Here is a 17,031-nt window from a genome sequence, read left to right as displayed (position 1 = left end):
CAATGTGATGTCGGATGCGACCTACAGCCAGCGCCGTTCGGAGCTGAAGACCTATTTCGACCGCACCGCGGTCGAAGCCTGGACGAAGCTGACCTCCGACGCCCCCGTCAGTGGCATCCGCGCCACCGTGCGCGCCGGCCGCGATGCGATGCGCGAAACGCTGCTGTCGTGGCTGCCCGACGATCTCCGGGGCGCACGCATTCTCGACGCCGGCTGCGGCACCGGCGCGCTCGCGGTGGCATGCGCGCTGCGCGGGGCCCATGTCGTGGCGATCGATCTGTCGCCGACGCTGGTCGCGCTGGCGCAGGACCGCAGCCCCCGCGATCTCAAGGGTGGTGCGATCTCCTTCCGCTCCGGCGACATGCTCGACCCCGGGCTCGGCCGGTTCGACCACGTCGTGGCGATGGATTCGCTGATCCACTACGAGGCTGCCGACATCGTGCGCGTGCTCTCGGGGCTGGCGGAGCGGACCGCGTCCTCATTGCTGATCACGCACGCCCCGCGCACGCCGGCGCTGGCCCTGATGCATTTCGTCGGCCGGGCCTTTCCGCGCTCCGACCGCGCGCCGGCGATCGAGCCCGTCAGCGAGATCGCGCTGGCCCGGGGGATCGCCGCCGAGCCGAGCCTGCACGGCTGGCGTCCCGGCCGCACCCGGCGGATCTCGAGCGCCTTCTACAAGTCGCAGGCGCTGGAGCTCGTCTGCAGATGAACCGGGTCTCGGCCGTACTGGTGAGAGGCATCACGCGGATCGGTCCGCGCTGGCTGCCCTTTGCCGATGCGGCCTCGCCCGAACTGCCGCTGGGTCGGATTCTCCGGCTGTCGCTGTTTCAGGTCTCGGTCGGCATGGCCACCGTGCTGCTGGTCGGCACGCTGAACCGGGTCATGATCGTCGAGCTCGACGTGCCGGCCTGGGTGGTGGCGCTGATGGTGTCGCTGCCGTTCCTGTTCGCGCCGTTCCGGGCTCTGGTCGGTTACAAGTCGGACACGCATCGCTCGGTGCTGGGCTGGCGGCGCGTGCCCTATATCTGGTTCGGCTCGCTGATGCAGTTCGGCGGCCTCGCCATCATGCCGTTCGCGCTGCTGGTGCTGTCGGGCGATGGCGTCGGCCCGGTGCTCTACGGCCAGATCGGGGCGGCTCTCGCATTTCTGCTGGTCGGCGCGGGGCTGCACACCACGCAGACGGCGGGTCTGGCGCTGGCGACCGACCTTGCGACGCCGGCGACGCGGGCGCGCGTCGTGGCGCTGCTTTATGTGACATTGCTCGTCGGCATGGTCGCGAGCGGGCTCGTCTTCGCCTGGCTGCTCGCCGATTTCTCGCCCCTGCGGCTGATCCAGGTGGTGCAGGGCGCGGCTGTCGTGACGATGGCGCTGAACATCGTCGCGCTCTGGAAGCAGGAAGTGCGCAACCCCGCGCGCACGGCCGCCGGCGTCGAGCGCCCCGCTTTCCGGGCGATGTTCGCGCAGTTCATCGCGAGGCCGCGCGCGCTGCGCTTCCTCGTCGCGGTCGCGCTCGGCACCGCCGCCTTCAACATGCAGGACATCATCCTGGAGCCCTATGGCGCGCAGGTGCTGAAGCTGTCCGTGGCCTCGACGACGCTGCTGACCGCATTGCTGGCGGCGGGTTCGCTGGCTGCGTTCATGCTGGCCGCCCGCGCGCTCGCCATGGGCATCGATCCCTATCGTCTGGCGGCGCTGGGCCTTGTCGCCGGGCTCGTCGCATTCCCTTGCGTGATCTTTGCCGGCGCCATCGACGCGCCCGGCCTGTTCCGCTTCGGCACCATGCTGATCGGTTTCGGCGGCGGGCTGTTCGCCGTCTCGACGCTGACCACGGCGATGGAGCTGGAGAACGGCGAGCGCAACGGGCTGGCCGTCGGCATCTGGGGTGCGGTTCAGGCCAGCGCGGCCGGCGTCGCGATCGCGCTCGGCGGCGGCATCAAGGACGGCTTCACGGCGCTCGCGGCGCGCGGCGCGCTCGGCCCGGCCTTCGCCGATCCATCGATCGCCTACAGTGTCGTCTATCACCTCGAGATCGCACTGCTCTTCGCCACGCTGGTCGCCATCGGCCCGCTCGTGCGCAGCGCCGACGCGATGCGCGAAACCCCGTCAACCCGTTTCGGCCTGGCCGAATTCCCGAGCTGAAAGCCTCGCCAAGGAGGGCGCTCCAATGCGTGAAATTATGGGATATCTCGACGTCGCCCAGGTCACGATCTGGTTGTTCTGGCTGTTTTTCGCCGGGCTGGTCGTCTATCTGCGCCGCGAGGACCGGCGTGAGGGCTATCCGCTCGAATCCGACACCCATCCCGGCAAGATGCTGGCCCCGAGCCTGATCTTCTATCCGTCGCCCAAGACCTTCCGGCTCGCCAGCGGCGCGACGATCAAGGCCCCGACCGGCAAGCCCGACGGGCGCGTGCTCGCCGCAAGGCCGACCGCGAAATTCCCCGGCGCGCCGCTGGCCCCGACCGGCGCGAACCCGATGCTGGACTCCATCGGTCCGGGCTCATGGGCCGAGCGCTCGGACATGCCCGACATGACCTATGACAACCACCTCAAGATCGTGCCGGTGCGCGTCGCCACGAGCTATGGCGTGTCGAGCGGGCCCGATCCGCGCGGCTTCGACGTCATCGGCGCCGACCGCAACGTCGCGGGCAAGGTCGTCGATCTCTGGGTCGACCGCTCGGAGTGCATCATCCGCTACTTCGAGGTCGCGCTCGACGGCGGGCGCCATGTCCTGCTGCCAAACACCTTCTGCGACATCACGGCGGGCATTCGGCCGGGCGTGGGTCGGGTTTTCGTCAGCGCATTGCTGGCGAGGCAATTCGCCAACGTGCCGGGCACGCGCACGCCTGATTCCGTCACCCGGCTCGAGGAAGAGAAGATCTGCGCCTATTACGGCGCAGGCACGCTTTACGCGACCCCCGGCCGCGCGGAGCCGCTGCTATGAGCCAGCGGGCCGAGCACGACGATTTCGCCTTCGAGCCGATCCCGGGCCTGCCCGAGCGTCCGCCGGAAGGCGAGCGCATCCTCTGGCAGGGATCGCCGGACTGGCGCGGCCTCGCCTGGCGCGCCTTCCATATCCGCGAGGTCGCGTTCTACTTCGCGGTGCTGATCGCGGCGCAGCCGGCGCTGGCGCTGTTGCAGGGTTCGAGCCTTGCCGCGACCGCCAGGCCTGCCGCATGGCTGGTGCTCGCGGCGGCCGCCGCCATCGGCGTCCTGACGCTGCTGGCCTGGGCCTATGCCCGCAGCACCGTCTACACGATCACGAACAGGCGCATCGTGCTGCGGATCGGCGTCGCCCTGCCGATCACCATCAACCTGCCCTTCGCCGTGGTCGCGGCGGCTGGCCTGAACGACCGGCGCGGCGGCGGCGACATTGTTTTGGGTATCCAGCCTGGTGAGCGCGTCTCCTATGCGGTGCTCTGGCCCCATGTCCGGCCGTGGCGCCTGTCGCGGCCCGAGCCGATGCTCCGCTCGCTGCCGGAGGCCGGGCGGGTCGCCGATCTTCTAGCGCGCGCGCTTGCAGCCCATGCCGGGCTGCCCGGTACGGTCCGCACTGCGGCGCCCGTAGCGGCCAACGATGCGCGCCTGCCCCAGGGCGTGGCGGCGGCAGGCTGAGGAGGCGATAGCCATGAGCGACGCAAGCCTCCCGCAATCCCCCGCGGTCTCCGCATCGGCAGCGCTGTCCCCGCCGCGCTGGACGCTGGCCGGCATGGCGCTTCTCGTAGTCGCCTCGATCGCGATCTCGAGCTTTGCCCGGCAGACAGGGATCGGCGCCACCGGCGTGCCCGACAGCCCGACGATCGCCCGCATCGACCTGCTCTTCGAGGACCGCGATGACGGCACCGTAATCGTCCGCAATGGCGCGGGCGCGGTGATCGACACGCTGGCCGTCAGCGCGGATGGTTTCATTCGCGGTTCGATGCGCAGCCTGGCGCGTCAGCGCAAGCAGGCGGGGCTCGCCCATGACTTGCCGTTCCTGCTGGAACGGCGCGAGAATGGCCGGCTGAGCTTGAGCGACCCCGCAACTGGGGGCAGGATCGAGCTGGACGCCTTCGGACCCAGCAATTCGGCCGCCTTCGCGCGGTTCCTGCCGGCGAGGGAGACGCGTCCATGACCGCTATCTCGATGACGGACCATGCAATGGCAGAGCCCAGACAGTTCGACGTTCCCTGCACGATCGAGGTCTCGCATACCTTCGACAGTCTGCACGCCCACTGCGTTCTCGACGGCGACATCAAGATCAGGCCCGGCGACGAGGTCACCGTCCATGGCGAGCCGATCAAGGTGCCCTATGGCGAGGTCCAGACCTTCCGCCGCATCGCCACGGTGAAGCGCGCAAGCTGGCTCGAGCAGGTCTGGACCAGGATCACCGGACGCGCCGAATTCATGGAGCTGCTGGAATTCAGCTTCTCGGAAAGGACCAAGCTATGACAGCCGCGACCATTCCGGCCGGCGCGATGCGTGCGCCCCCAAACGAATCGACCCGGATGGCCCAGCAGGACACGCTGCTGACGCCGCGCTTCTACACCACCGATTTCGAAGAGCTCGACAAGGTCGACGTCTCCGGCGTGCGCGAGGAATGGGACGCGCTGATCGCCGAGATGAAGAGCGACCCCAACAAGGGCCACTTCACCCGCAACGCCGAGTGGAAGCTGGAGCTGGAGAAGATCCCCGAGCCGCTGCGCAAGGAGTTCATCGACTTCCTGATCTCGTCGCTGACGGCCGAGTTCTCCGGCTGCGTGCTCTATGCCGAGATGCGCAAGCGCGGCACCAATCCCGACATTTGCGAGCTGTTCAAGTATATGAGCCGCGACGAGGCCCGCCATGCCGGCTTCATCAACGATGCGCTGAAGGAGTTCCACATCGGCGTCGATCTCGGATTCCTGACCAAGGCCAAGAAATACACCTTCTTCAAGCCGAAATTCATCTTCTACGCGACCTATCTCTCCGAGAAGATCGGTTATGCCCGCTACATCACGATCTACCGGCATCTGGAGAAGCATCCGGACAAGTGCTTCCACCCGATCTTCAAATGGTTCCGTGAGTGGTGCAATGACGAGTTCCGCCATGGCGAGGCTTTCTCGCTCCTGATGCGGGCCAATCCGCATCTCCTGACTGGCGGCAACAAGCTCTGGGTGCGCTTCTTCCTGCTCGCGGTCTACGCCACGATGTATGTGCGCGACCATGTCCGGCCCGAATTCCACAAGGCGCTGGAGATCGACCCGACCGAATACGACTACGAGGTCTACCGCATCACCTCCGAGATCTCGAAGCAGTGCTTCCCCGTGGTGCTCGACACTGACAACCCGAAGTTCCGGGCGGGGCTGGAGCGCGTTCGCCTTCTCAGCCTCAAAATCGCCGATGCCGCCGAGAGCGGCGCGACGCTGCGCAAGCTCGCCTACCAGGCGCAGGTCGGCGCGACGCTGCTCAGGCTCTATCTGCTGCCGACGATCAAGAACGACATCCCCGCTACAAGCCGGCTTGAGCCGGCCTACTGAGAGGCAGCGTCTTGGCCACCTACGGCTTGCCGATCGTCGCGACATTGTTCGCCTGGTGGTTCTCCACCGGCGCGATCCTCTATCTCGACGGGCTGCCGCGGGCGACGTTCCGCTGGAGTTTCGGCGCGGCCTCGCTGGTTTGCCTCGGCGCGCTCTGGGGAATTGCGGCCAGCGCGGGCGATACGAGCGTGAACGGCGCCTATCTGTCGGTGCTGTCTGCACTGCTGGTCTGGGGCTGGAACGAGATGGCCTTCCTGTTCGGTTATGTCACCGGCTCGCGGGAGGCATGCCCACCCAACGCAAGGGGCCTTGCGCGCTTCACCGGGGCTACTCTGGCGATCTTGCATCATGAACTGGCGCTGCTCGCTTCTCTTGGGCTCATCGCCGTCCTGAGCTGGGGCACGCCCAATACTTTTGGCATGGCGACCTTCGCCTTGCTCTTCGGGATGCGGCTGTCGACCAAGCTGAATATCTTCTTCGGCGTGCCCAACACCACCGTCGAGTTCCTGCCCGCGCATCTGGCCTATCTCAAATCGTATTTCCGCCAGAAGCCGATGAACCTGCTGTTTCCGTTCTCGGCGACCGCGGCGACGCTGCTGTGCTCTTTCCTCGTGCATAAGGTCGCCTTCGCGACCGACCCGTTCGCCGCGACCGGCTTCACGCTGCTGGCGACCTTCGCCGCGCTCGGCCTGATCGAGCACTGGTTCCTCGTCGTGCCGCTGCCGGTCGCCGATCTCTGGGCCTGGGGCCTGCGCTCGCACGAGGCGCATGGACATGGTTCCGACGCTGCCGTGTCGGCGCTGCCGCTTCGCACGGCCGCGCTGCCGGCGTCCCGCCCCGCCGAGCCCGCGACACCGCGTGCCGTTTCGCGATCAACCCAGGTTGCTTAGGTAGAAAGCCGACCCCGTAGGAGGTTTCCGATGGACTACGAGAATTTCTTCCGCAAGGAGCTCGACGGGCTTCGCAAGGAAGGCCGCTATCGCGTCTTCGCCGATCTCGAACGCCATGCCGGCAAGTTTCCGCGCGCCACCTGGCACGGCCCCGACGGCCCGCGCGACGTCACCGTCTGGTGCTCGAACGACTATCTCGGCATGGGCCAGCATCCCGACGTGCTCGCGGCGATGCATGGCGCGCTCGACGGCTGTGGGGCGGGCGCCGGCGGCACCCGCAACATCGCCGGCACCAATCACCATCACGTCCTGCTTGAGCAGGAGCTCGCCGATCTCCACGGCAAGGAAGCGGCCCTGCTGTTCAACTCCGGCTACATGTCGAACTGGGCCTCGCTCTCGACCTTCGCGTCGCGCATCCCCGACTGCGTGGTGCTGACGGATGCGCTGAACCATGCCTCGATGATCGAGGGCATCCGCCACTCTCGCGCCGACAAGGTCGTCTTCGCCCATAACGACCCCGCCGATCTGCGCCGCAAATTGCAGGCGATCGATCCGCGCCGGCCCAAGCTGATCGCCTTCGAATCGGTCTATTCGATGGATGGCGACATCGCCCCGATCGCCGAGTTCTGCGACGTCGCCGACGAGTTCGGCGCGATGACCTATATCGACGAGGTCCACGCCGTCGGCCTCTACGGCGCGCGCGGCGGCGGCGTCTCCGAGCGGGATGGCGTCGCCCATCGCCTGACCGTGATCGAGGGCACGCTCGCCAAGGGTTTCGGCATCATGGGCGGTTATATCGCCGCGTCGGCCGCGACCTGCGACTTCATCCGCAGCTTCGCCTCGGGCTTCATCTTCTCGACCTCGCTGCCGCCGGCGCTGGCGGCGGGCGCACTCGCCTCGATCCGCCATCTGAAGGCAAGCCAGGTCGAGCGTGCCGGCCAGCAGGACCGCGTCGCGGCGGTGCGTGCAAGGCTCGACGCCATCGGCATCCCGCATCTGCCCAATCCCAGCCACATCGTCCCGGTGATGGTGTGCGATCCGGTGCTGTGCAAGCAGATCAGCGACGAGCTGCTCGAGCGCTTCGGCATCTATGTCCAGCCGATCAACTACCCGACGGTTCCGCGCGGCGCCGAGCGCCTGCGGATCACGCCCTCGCCGCTCCATAGCGACGCCGATATCGACCATCTGGTTGGTGCGCTGACCGCGATCTGGAGCCGGGTCGGGCTCAAGCTCGCCGCCTGAGGGCGATCCACTCGGTTCACGTCTCGACGGCCGGGCATCCGCCCGGCCGTTTTGCATTGGCAATCGCCAGCACGGCGCGATGAACGGGTCTCCTGCAGAATAAGGGACCGGGGCGAGGTGTCGGCCGCCGGAACCGGTCAGACCTCATGGTCGAGCTTGACCCGACCATCTCCGGACACCAGCGATCCTCCTGCCCACACCCCGACCGACAACCTCGCCGATACGAAAAAGGGGGAGGCTGTTTCCAGCCTCCCCTCAACCGTCCTGCGCGGGGGCGCAGGCCGCCATCTGCTCGGGAGCTCAGATCCTTGGCGGCGGGACGGCGATCTGCTGCCAGAAGCTTGGATCGGCTGGCGCGAACCGGTGCTTGATCGCCCATTCGTACCAGTTGTCGACAGCCGTGCCGGTGAGCAGGATGCCGATGCCGCCGCACAGCGTGCACAGCACCGCGAACCACCAGGCCCAGCGATGGATCGACTCCATGGTGGCGTTGAAGCCCATGGTCCAGCGCCAGAACAGGGCGGCGCGCTCCGAGGCCGTGCCGCGATCGGTGATCTGCTCGATCTCACGGTCGCCGCCATAGCGGGAGACGGCCAGGATGGTCGCGCCATGCATCGCGAAAAGCAGCGCCGAACCATAGAGGAAGGCGATCGAGAGCGCATGGAACGGATTGTAGAACAGGTTGCCGTAGCGCAGTGAGAAGTTCTGGGTCCAGTCGAGATGCGGGAAAATGCCGAAGGGAACGCCTTCGCTCCAGCTGCCCATCAGCAGCGGCCGGATGAAGCCGAGCACGAGATAAAGCCAGATCGCCGCCGCAAAGGCCCATGCGACATGCGTGCCCATACCCAGCGCCCGCGCCCGGTTGTAGGTGCGCACCCACCACAGCAGGATCGAGGTGGTCAGGAAGAAGCCAGCCATCAGCCACCAGCCGCCTTCCTTCAGCGGCGGCAGAATCTTCAGCCCGTGCTGCGGCAGCGGTGGCGCCAGCTGGAGCCAGAACAGTTCGCGCACGAAGCGCGTCGGGCTCCAGCCGACAGAGGCCCACATGTTGAGGCCAATGATCTCGATCGCGATGATGCCGCAGATGATCGAGGTGACGCCGGTCCAGCCGAGATAGATCGGGCCGATCTGCGCGTCGCCGATCAGGCCGAAGAGGTTCGAGGTCCGCGTCGCCGTACCGCGCCGCGTGCCGCGTCCGGCGATCGGCACCCCGAGATCCGGCGCGCCATGGATCTGAACCCGGGTGAAGATGTTCTGATAGGTTGCCATCGCCGTGATCCCTGAAGAGACGGATGCTTCGTGAGGTTCAGCGTGAGCCGGGCTTCAGGCTTCAGCGCCAGATCGTGAAGTGGCGCGAAAGATCCCACCACTCGGCCCAGCCCTCGCTCCAGTAGGGGCCGCTGATGATGATGCAGACCGCGCTCCAGAACACCGCGTTCAGCGCCAGGAACAGCCCGAGCCGGTGTATGCCGAGCGTGCCGATCGAATAGCCGATCGTGTCGCGGAAGAAGGTGTTCTCGTGCTCTGGCGTCTTGACCGGCTGGCCGCGCTTGGGATTGACCGCCGACAGGATCAGGCCGCCATGCAGCGAGAGCGCCAGCGCCGTGGTGAAGAAGAAGCTCACCGCGATCATGTGCGCGGGATTGTAGTGGAACTGGAGGTACTGATACCCCACGTTCGAGACCCATTCGAGGTGGCTGAAGATGCCATAGGGGAAGGCATAGCCCCAGGCGCCGAGCAGGAACGGCCGGAAGATCACCAGCGTCATATAGGCCAGGATCGCGAAGCCGAAGGCGAAGGGCACATGATAGCCCATGCCGAGCTTGCGGCAGATCTCGACCTCGCGCAGCGCCCAGGAGATGAAGGAGCCGGTGGCGCAGATCGTAATGATCTGCCAGAGGCCGCCCTCCTTCAACGGAGCGAGCTTCAGGCCGTATTTGACGTCTGGAGGCGCAATCGAGATCAGCCAGGGATTCCAGGTCGGGCCGATCGCCGCGCCGTAGAAGATCAGCGCGGTTCCCAGTGCGGCGAAGAAGATCGTCGCGACGCCGAAGAAGCCGACATAGAACGGGCCGACCCAGAAATCGAAGAGATCACCCCCGATCAGGGTGCCGCCCCTGACACGGTATTTACGTTCGAAATTGAGCAAGGCCATGATCTCTTCCCTCCGCTGGCGACGGGCTCTTGGGGCCCCGCCTCGTCTGAAACGGACTGCGTTGCGGTTTCAGCTCGATCGGCGGACGGGGCTGGGGTTTGCGTCTACCGTCGCGCCCCGCCTCGTCCGCCAGTGTCGTAATCGGCCTGTTCAGCCGATATGCCGGATCACCACATCCGAGACCGGAGCCTCGATCTGCAGCGCGGCGGTCTTCTTGGCCGGCCCTTCGATCCAGTTGAACCTGCTCGTCGAGAGCAGGATGAAATGGATCAGGATCGCCAACCCGAACAGGAAGGTGAAAAGCGCGATCAGCGTGCGACGCGGATCGAACAGCATCCAGATTTTCCACATGGTTTTCCGCTCCTCGTCACGAGATCAGGGAAACGGCGGTGGTCAGGGCCGTCTTCACGCCTTCTTCGAGTGACGCATATCCGTTGGGTCCGGGCAGCCAGGGCCGCCATGACCAGACCAGGAAATGCGCAATCACGGCGATAACCGTGAACGCGATGAAGCTCGTGATGAAGAAGCCATGGAATTCCTTGGCTTCCGCTTCGGTCAACCCTGACAGCGAGTCTCTCTCTGTCATGATCAGTCCTTTCATTGGCCTTGCGGCCGTTACCGCACGAAGCCGTGCGGCTGGTCGCCGGGCTTCTAACCCCGGCATCTTCCCCCGCCCGGCGAACCGGGCGGAAGCTGGTGACCCTTCGTGTCCGGGCGTCAGCCCATGAACATGAAGGGAATGGTCGCGTTGGCGCTGGCGCGCGCCTCCGCGTAAATCGAGAGACGCCGGCCGGTCGGAGCCGGGCGCAGAAGCCGCCGCAGCGCCGTCGCGACCAGGAAAACCGGCATCGACGCGATGACGAGGCGCCGGCACATCCGCCGGTCGGCCGCCAGCGACTTGGCGTGAGAGGACGGCTCCTGCCCTGAATGGCGCGCCGTGAACTGCATGGTCATGGGTTTGTCTCCCCGTTTGGAAGGCGCTCCGGCACCGACGCGGCACAGTGTCCGCTCAGGCCGAATGGAGGGGCGAAGGCGCTCATGCGAACGCTCCTTCGCGGGATCTGGTGCTGTCGAGATGGCCGGGCTGGACGCGCTCGTCGCCATCATGGCGAGCCCTGGCTTCGGCTGCGTCGCGCATCCGCTTGGCGGCGGAAATCCGCACCAGCACCGGCTGCTTTTCGAGGATCGCGTCGAGCAGGGCTTTTGCCTCGTCCGACCAGGGCAACTCGCGATGCAGCCGCGACGGCGTCGCCTCGACGGCATCCATCTGCGTCGCCAGCGGCAGGATGTGGAAGAGCGCGTCGAAGAGCGCGTTGCAGACTTCCTGGACGAGGTAAGTCGCGCCGGAATAGCCCATGAATGGCGTGCCGGTGTGCCGCCGGATCACGGCACCGGGGAAGGAGGCGGGGATATAGACGCCGCGCCCGCCGGCCTCGGCCATATACATGCGCTCGTTGAACGAACCGAACACGACCAGCGGCGGCTTGTCCTTCAGCGAGGCGCGGACCGCGTCGTTGTCGGATTTCGTGCCGGCGCAACGGGAAACCGCGAGCGTGCAGGGCAGGCCCATCTCGTCTTCGAGGAAATGCCTGATCCCTCTCGCATAGGTCTCGTTGGCGACGATGGCGAAGGAGGCGGTGCCGAAGAAATCCTGCGTCACCGAGCGCCAGAGATCCCAGAGCGGCTTGATCGTGGTGTGCTTCTCACGTTCGATGAAAGGCTCGGGATCAAGCCCGAGCAGTTCGCCGAGCGAGCGCAGGAAGGCCGTGGTCGAGTGCAGGCCGATCGGCGCCTGCAGATAAGGCCGGTCGAGCGCTTCGCAGAGCAGCCGGCCGTATTCGCGATAGAGGCAGACATTGACCTCGGCATCGGCCAGTCGCTGCACCTCGGCGAGATGCGAGCCGAGTGGGAAGGTCATGTGGACCTCCGCGCCGATGCCCTCGATCAGGCGGCGCACTTCGGCGAGATCGGAGGGCATGTTGAACATGCCATAGGCCGGGCCGATGATGTTGACCTTCGGCCTGGCGCCCTCCTTGCGGGGCTTGGCCTTGGGAACGATGCCGCGCTTGGCGCCGTATTCGCTCCAGAGCCAGAACAGCGCCCGGTCGGCGCATTGCCACTGGTCCTCGTCGATGGTGCGCGGCAGGAAGCGCTGGATGTTGGTGCCTTCCGGCGTGACACCGCCGCCGATCATCTCGGCGATCGAGCCGGTGACCACGACGCTGGGCAGATGCGGATCGAGCACGGCGTTGGCGCGCTTCATCGCGCCCTCGGTGCCGTGCTGGCCGAGCTCTTCCTCGGCGAGGCCCGTGACCACGATCGGCAGTTCATGAGGCGGCAAAGCATCGGTGTAGTGCAGCACCGACGTCACCGGCAGGTTCTCGCAGCCGACGGGACCGTCGATGACGACCTGCAGCCCCTTGATGGCGCAGAAGACGTAGACCGCCCCCCAATAACCGCCGGCGCGATCGTGATCCTGGATCAGCATCACGGAATCTCCTCGGCGATCGCCTTCGCCTTGGCGGCCCGCCTTGCGAATTTTTCGCGGAAATCCGGATAGAGCTTGGGGGTATCCTGCCAGGTGCCGGCCGTGTCGCCCTCGCCGACGCCGGCGAAGAAGGCCTTCATCGTGTCCATGCGGCTCTTGTTGCCGATGGCGGCGTTGACGACCTGCGCCAGCGAACCGGCGCCCGCCGGCCCAAACAACGGCCGGGCCGAGATCAGGTTGGTGAAATAGAGGCCGGGAATGCCGAGCTGCTTGGCCTTCTGCACCACGGGCGTCGTGCCGATGGCCAGATCTGGCTCAAACTCCTGCATCGCCGCGAGATCCTGCTCGAGCGTCGCGCGGTAGTTGACCATCACGCCCTTGGACGCGAGCCATTCGCGGTCGGCTTCCGACCAGGGCGTGCGCGGGCAGGCCGTGCCGACATAGCGCAGATCCGCGCCGCTCTCGACGAGCAGCCGCGCCACCAGCAGTTCCGAACCCTCATAGCCCGACAGCGTGATCCGGCCCTTGATCGGCATTGCCGACAGCGCCCCCTTGATCGCCGGCAGCAGCCTGTTCTGGGCCGATTCGACCAGCGGAGCGGGAACGCCGCAGGCGTTGCCGATGGCAGAAAGCCATGCGGCCGTGCCGTCGACGCCGACGGGGCCGGAGCCGACGACACTGCGGCCCGCCGCCTCGAATTCGCGGATGGAAGCCGTGTAGAAGGGGTGGATCGCCGCGACGACCGCGCAGTCCAGCGCCGCATAAAGCTCGCGCCATTCGCGCGTCGGCACGACCGGGCCGGCCGCCAGCCCGAGCGGCTCCAGCATCATGCCGATGCCGACCGGATCGGCCGGGAACATCTCGCCGAGCAGGGTGACCGTGGGCTTCTGCGCCTTGCCGGCGCGCGGGGCCTGGACCGGGCCAGTTTCGGCCTCCTTGCGGGCGTAGGACAGCATCGCGCCGGCGAGCACGTCCTTGGCTTCGGCATGAGTCGGCACGCCAAAACCCGGCACGTCGATGCCGATGATGCGGACGCCGTTGATCTCCTTGGGCAGGAGCCGCAGCGGCACGCCCGACGCCGAGGGGACGCAGAGATTGGTGACGACGATGGTGTCGTAGAGATCGGGATCGGCGAGCTTGAACACCGCCTCGCGGATGTCCTCGAACAGCTTGCCGGTGACCAAGGTCTCCGAATTGAACGGGACATAGCCGACCGAGCGGCGCGCGCCGTAGAAATGCGAGGTGAAGGTCAGCCCGTAGACGCAGCAGGCCGAGCCCGAGAGCACGGTCGCGGTCCGACGCATACGCAGGCCGACGCGAAGCGAGCCGAAGGCCGGGCACATGCTCTGGGGCTTGTCGTGGGGGCCGAGCGGATAGTCCTTGGCGAACTGAGCCAGCATCTCGCTGTTGCCGGCGGCTGCCGCGGCAGCGCGCATGGCGTCCTTGCCGGAATGGCAACCGAGGCCGTCGCCCTGCGTCGCCGCCGCGTTGATCGCGGGGGCGGAAGCGGCGTCGGGCAAGGGCTGGTGCACGGTCATGATGGCGCTCAGACCTGGTCGTAGACGACTTCGAGGGTCGCCTTCTTGATCGCCGAGGGTCCGCACATGTCCTCCAGCGTGGCGGGCACCAGCACGACGTTGCGGCCGGTCGTCTCGCTGGAGAAAAGGCCGAGCAGCCCGTCCTGCGTCAGCGGCGTCGGCCGCACCGGCGGCGACAGAGCGACGTTGAGCCCTAGCTCCTCGAACAGCGGTGCCCACATGTCGCCCGGCCGGCCGACGATCTCGTAATTTGCGCTCTTGCGGCGGATGTCGTCATTGGCGGGAATCGCGGCCAGAACGGGAATGCCGACCTTGTCGCAGAAAGCCTGCGCCTCGCCGGTGCCGTCATCCTTGTTGATGACCATGCCGGCGACGCCGACATTGCCGCCGAGCTTGCGGAAATACTCCACCGCCGAGCAGACGTTGTTAGCCACATAAAGAGACTGCAGGTCGTTGGAACCGACGACGATGACCTTCTGGCACATGTCGCGGGCGATCGGCAGACCGAAGCCGCCGCAAACGACGTCGCCGAGGAAGTCGAGCAGGACGAAATCGAAGCCCCAGTCATGGAAGCCGAGCTTCTCCAGCAGTTCGAAGCCGTGGATGATGCCGCGCCCGCCGCAGCCGCGCCCGACCTCGGGGCCGCCAAGCTCCATGGCGTAGACGCCGTCGCGCTTGAAGCAGACATCGCCGATCTTGACGTCCTCGCCCGCGGCCTTCTTGCGCGAGGAGGTCTCGATGATGGTCGGGCAGGCCTTGCCGCCGAACAGGAGCGAGGTCGTGTCGGATTTCGGGTCGCAGCCGATCAGCAGGACCTTCTTGCCCTGCTGGGCCATCATGTAGCTGAGATTGGCGAGCGTAAACGACTTGCCGATGCCGCCCTTGCCGTAGATCGCGATGATCTGCGTCTCCTTGGTCGGCGCGGTTGTGACGATCTCGTCCTGCGGTTGGGCCGCTTCCTCGCGCAGGCGCGCCGCCATGGCCGCAGCGGGAGAAGGAACGGGATTTCTGATCTGGATGTTCACGAGCAGGCTCTCCAATCCAGGATCATCTTGAGGCAAAGCGGATCGCCGAAGGCGGTGCGGTAGGCCTGCGGCGCGTCGTTGGCCGGCGCACTATGGGTGATGAGGCCGTCGAGCGAGAGCGCGCCTTGCGCCAGCATCATCGTGACGGCATCGAGATCGGCGGGCTTCCATTCAGCCGCGATGCGCAGCCGCGCCTCGCGCATGAAGGCAGGCGGAAACGCAAAGGAGATCGGCTTGTCGTAGAAGCCGGCCAGAACGACTTCGCCGCCAGGCGCGAGCCGGCCGATCAGCGCGTCCAGAAGCGAAGCGTCGCCGCTGACATCGTAGATCGCGCGGTAGTCATTGCGGCTATCGGCCTCCGGCGCGACGACCTCATAGCCTTCGGCGCCAGTGGCGCGCTGCGGATTGGTCTCCCAGACGACCGGGTTCGCGCCTTGCGCTACCGCGATCCGCGCCAGCAGCCGGCCGAGCACGCCGTGTCCGACGATCAGATCCGGCAAAGCCGTTCCCGCGAGCGCGTGGCGAGCGGTTGCGGCCAAGGCGAGCAGCACGCCGGACCGGCCGAGCTGCTCGGGAATCACGATCGCCTTCACGCCGGGAACGACCAGACGGGAGGCCGCGCCGCCAAACAGCCCGCGTGCGTCCTTGAAGCCGCGCGAACCGGGAACGAAGACACGCTCGCCGACCGTGCGGCCCGAATGCGATCCGGCCTGCACGATGCGGCCGACCGATTCGTAGCCCGGCACCAGCGGATAGCCCATGCCCGGAAAGGGCGGCATGCGGCCGGTCCAGAACAGACGCTCGGTGCCTGTCGAAATGCCGCTCCACTCGGTTGCGACGACGACGTCGGCGTCGCCCGGCACGACCAGCTCCAACTGGCTGAGCACCAGGTGCTCGGGTCTTTCGACAAGGACGGCAAGCGCTTGCATCGGAGCACTCTCAAGCCGGGAATCCGCCACAATGCGCGCGGCCCCTGTCACCTGACTGTCAAGTTAGATGAACGATCCTAGATGTCAATTTGAACTTACACTCTTTGTGTCATGCTGCGCGCGCGGCCATCGCCGCCGTCATCAGCGGCCGGCGGGTGCGCAGGCTGCGGATGTCGGCAAAGCCGGCTTCGGCCAGCATTCCGGTCAGTTCGGCGGGGGTCCGCGCCCGTCCGCTGCCCATGGCGAGCAGGTAGAAGCCGAAATAGGCGTCGGCTATGCGCTCAGTGCCGGGCAGCCCCGCCATCGGCTCGGCGACCAGCAGAGTCGCGCCCTGCGGCATCGCCTGACGAATCCGTGCGAGCAGCCCGCGCACCGCATCGTCGTCATGGTCGTGCAGCACGCGCACCAACGTCACGAGATCGGCATCTCCGGGCAACGCGCCCCTGTGCATGTCGCCGCCGATGGCTACGGCGCGTCCAGCCAGGCCTTCGGCCTCGAAGCGCCCCTGCGCCCGCTCAGCCACGGCCGGCAGATCGAACAGAGCGAGCCGGGGGCCGGGGACATGGCGGGCGAGGTTGCTCAGGAAGCTGCCGTCGCCGCCGCCAATGTCGAGAATGCGCTGGTGGCGGCTGACATCATAGGCGGCGAGGATGTCGTCGGCGACGAGATGCTGCGAACCGGCCATCAGCGCGCTGTAGGCGGCGCTCTCGTCGGCGGGGCCGGCGGCCGGGTCGCTTGCGGTCGCATAGGACCAGAAGCGGGAAAGCCCGGTCGGTCCACTTTCGCCGCGCAGCAGCGCGACCGGGTCGGCCAGATCGGCATAAAGCAGGTGATGGTGGGCGATCATGGCGCCGACGCCGGGATTGCCGATCAGCGCGGCGCCCAGCATGGCGAGGCCGTAGCGGCCGCCACTTCTGCGCTCCAGCAGCTTCAGCGCGACGGCCGCCTTGAGCAGTCGCTCGGTGGCGGCCTCGGTCATGGCCAGGCGAGGCGCGAGCTCGGCCGGGGTCTGCGGTTCGCGCTCCAGCAGACCAAACAGGTCGAGCTTCACGCAAGCCGCCAGCACCTGCGCATAGACGAAGCCGGCGCAGAGATCGAACAGCGCCTGCGATTGCCGCTCGGCGATCGGTCGCGCCAACGGAAAGGCGGCGGCGAAGCGCTGAAAACGCGGGCTGGCGACGAGGCTGTTGCGCAGTGCCGCGAGACGGTCACGGATGGAGCGGGAGCGAGCAGCGCCGGGCTCGATAAATCGAGAGGGATCCCCTGCAA

The 17,031-nt window shown here is 66.9% G+C and carries 19 protein-coding genes; 9 read left to right on the top strand and 10 right to left on the bottom strand.

Annotated features, from left to right (window positions below):
* Positions 1–7: 7 nt before the first annotated feature.
* From bchM to hemA, 9 genes are read left to right on the top strand one after another with little or no spacing between them, the layout of a single operon-like run.
* The gene (gene bchM / locus AC1DZY_RS21125; RefSeq protein WP_476822118.1) at positions 8–709 is read left to right on the top strand and encodes a magnesium protoporphyrin IX methyltransferase; all 702 of its coding nucleotides are present in this window, start codon (positions 8–10) and stop codon (positions 707–709) included.
* Positions 706–2,139, top strand: a complete 1,434-nt coding sequence (locus tag AC1DZY_RS21120; RefSeq protein ID WP_476822117.1) for a BCD family MFS transporter — start codon at positions 706–708, stop codon at positions 2,137–2,139. The genes bchM and AC1DZY_RS21120 overlap by 4 nt, the downstream gene beginning before the upstream one ends.
* 25 nt (positions 2,140–2,164) lie before the next feature.
* A complete protein-coding gene (gene puhA, locus AC1DZY_RS21115; RefSeq protein WP_476822116.1) occupies positions 2,165–2,941 on the top strand; it encodes a photosynthetic reaction center subunit H in 777 nt (258 codons plus the stop codon).
* On the top strand, positions 2,938–3,612 hold the full coding sequence (gene puhB, locus AC1DZY_RS21110) for a photosynthetic complex putative assembly protein PuhB (RefSeq protein WP_476822115.1): 675 nt from the start codon (positions 2,938–2,940) through the stop codon (positions 3,610–3,612). Before puhA ends, puhB begins: the two co-directional genes overlap by 4 nt.
* A 13-nt stretch (positions 3,613–3,625) precedes the next feature.
* Complete coding sequence (puhC, locus tag AC1DZY_RS21105; RefSeq protein WP_476822114.1) at positions 3,626–4,111, top strand: photosynthetic complex assembly protein PuhC; 486 nt, start codon at positions 3,626–3,628, stop codon at positions 4,109–4,111.
* Positions 4,112–4,137: 26 nt separating this feature from the next.
* Positions 4,138–4,428, top strand: a complete 291-nt coding sequence (locus AC1DZY_RS21100) for a hypothetical protein (protein WP_476822113.1) — start codon at positions 4,138–4,140, stop codon at positions 4,426–4,428.
* Entirely contained in the window at positions 4,425–5,495 is a 1,071-nt protein-coding gene (acsF, locus tag AC1DZY_RS21095; RefSeq protein ID WP_476822112.1) for a magnesium-protoporphyrin IX monomethyl ester (oxidative) cyclase, read from the top strand. Before AC1DZY_RS21100 ends, acsF begins: the two co-directional genes overlap by 4 nt.
* Before the next feature lie 11 nt (positions 5,496–5,506).
* A complete protein-coding gene (gene puhE, locus AC1DZY_RS21090) occupies positions 5,507–6,385 on the top strand; it encodes a putative photosynthetic complex assembly protein PuhE (RefSeq protein WP_476822111.1) in 879 nt (292 codons plus the stop codon).
* A gap of 30 nt (positions 6,386–6,415) precedes the next feature.
* Positions 6,416–7,627: a 5-aminolevulinate synthase gene (gene hemA / locus AC1DZY_RS21085; RefSeq protein WP_476822110.1), complete on the top strand. Its 1,212-nt coding sequence runs from the start codon at positions 6,416–6,418 to the stop codon at positions 7,625–7,627.
* Positions 7,628–7,927: 300 nt separating this feature from the next.
* On the opposite strand, the gene pufM is transcribed toward hemA, so the two are convergent.
* From pufM to AC1DZY_RS21035, 10 genes are all read right to left on the bottom strand, one after another.
* The gene (gene pufM / locus AC1DZY_RS21080) at positions 7,928–8,896 is read right to left on the bottom strand and encodes a photosynthetic reaction center subunit M (protein WP_476822109.1); all 969 of its coding nucleotides are present in this window, start codon (positions 8,894–8,896) and stop codon (positions 7,928–7,930) included.
* A gap of 61 nt (positions 8,897–8,957) precedes the next feature.
* Complete coding sequence (gene pufL / locus AC1DZY_RS21075; protein ID WP_476822108.1) at positions 8,958–9,782, bottom strand: photosynthetic reaction center subunit L; 825 nt, start codon at positions 9,780–9,782, stop codon at positions 8,958–8,960.
* Between the two features lie 150 nt (positions 9,783–9,932).
* Positions 9,933–10,133 carry a light-harvesting antenna LH1, alpha subunit gene (gene pufA / locus AC1DZY_RS21070; protein ID WP_476822107.1) on the bottom strand — a complete coding sequence of 67 codons (201 nt, stop codon included), beginning with the start codon at positions 10,131–10,133 and terminating at the stop codon, positions 9,933–9,935.
* A gap of 16 nt (positions 10,134–10,149) precedes the next feature.
* Positions 10,150–10,383, bottom strand: a complete 234-nt coding sequence (gene pufB, locus AC1DZY_RS21065; RefSeq protein WP_476822106.1) for a light-harvesting antenna LH1, beta subunit — start codon at positions 10,381–10,383, stop codon at positions 10,150–10,152.
* A gap of 116 nt (positions 10,384–10,499) precedes the next feature.
* Positions 10,500–10,736 carry a hypothetical protein gene (locus tag AC1DZY_RS21060; RefSeq protein WP_476822105.1) on the bottom strand — a complete coding sequence of 79 codons (237 nt, stop codon included), beginning with the start codon at positions 10,734–10,736 and terminating at the stop codon, positions 10,500–10,502.
* An 82-nt stretch (positions 10,737–10,818) separates the two neighbouring features.
* Positions 10,819–12,270: a chlorophyllide a reductase subunit Z gene (gene bchZ / locus AC1DZY_RS21055; RefSeq protein ID WP_476822104.1), complete on the bottom strand. Its 1,452-nt coding sequence runs from the start codon at positions 12,268–12,270 to the stop codon at positions 10,819–10,821.
* Positions 12,270–13,808 (bottom strand): chlorophyllide a reductase subunit Y, encoded by a 1,539-nt coding sequence (gene bchY / locus AC1DZY_RS21050; protein ID WP_476822103.1) that lies wholly within the window; start codon positions 13,806–13,808, stop codon positions 12,270–12,272. Before bchY ends, bchZ begins: the two co-directional genes overlap by 1 nt.
* Positions 13,809–13,816: 8 nt before the next feature.
* Positions 13,817–14,788 carry a chlorophyllide a reductase iron protein subunit X gene (locus AC1DZY_RS21045; protein ID WP_476822169.1) on the bottom strand — a complete coding sequence of 324 codons (972 nt, stop codon included), beginning with the start codon at positions 14,786–14,788 and terminating at the stop codon, positions 13,817–13,819.
* 41 nt (positions 14,789–14,829) lie between these two features.
* Positions 14,830–15,762, bottom strand: coding sequence for a chlorophyll synthesis pathway protein BchC (gene bchC / locus AC1DZY_RS21040; protein ID WP_476822102.1), 933 nt, complete (start codon positions 15,760–15,762; stop codon positions 14,830–14,832).
* Between the two features lie 109 nt (positions 15,763–15,871).
* Positions 15,872–17,008 (bottom strand): methyltransferase, encoded by a 1,137-nt coding sequence (locus AC1DZY_RS21035; RefSeq protein ID WP_476822168.1) that lies wholly within the window; start codon positions 17,006–17,008, stop codon positions 15,872–15,874.
* Positions 17,009–17,031 lie beyond the last annotated feature (23 nt).

It is taken from the genome of Allobosea sp. P2_A10, assembly GCF_056405115.1.
This window is presented reverse-complemented; position numbering and strand designations above follow the sequence as displayed.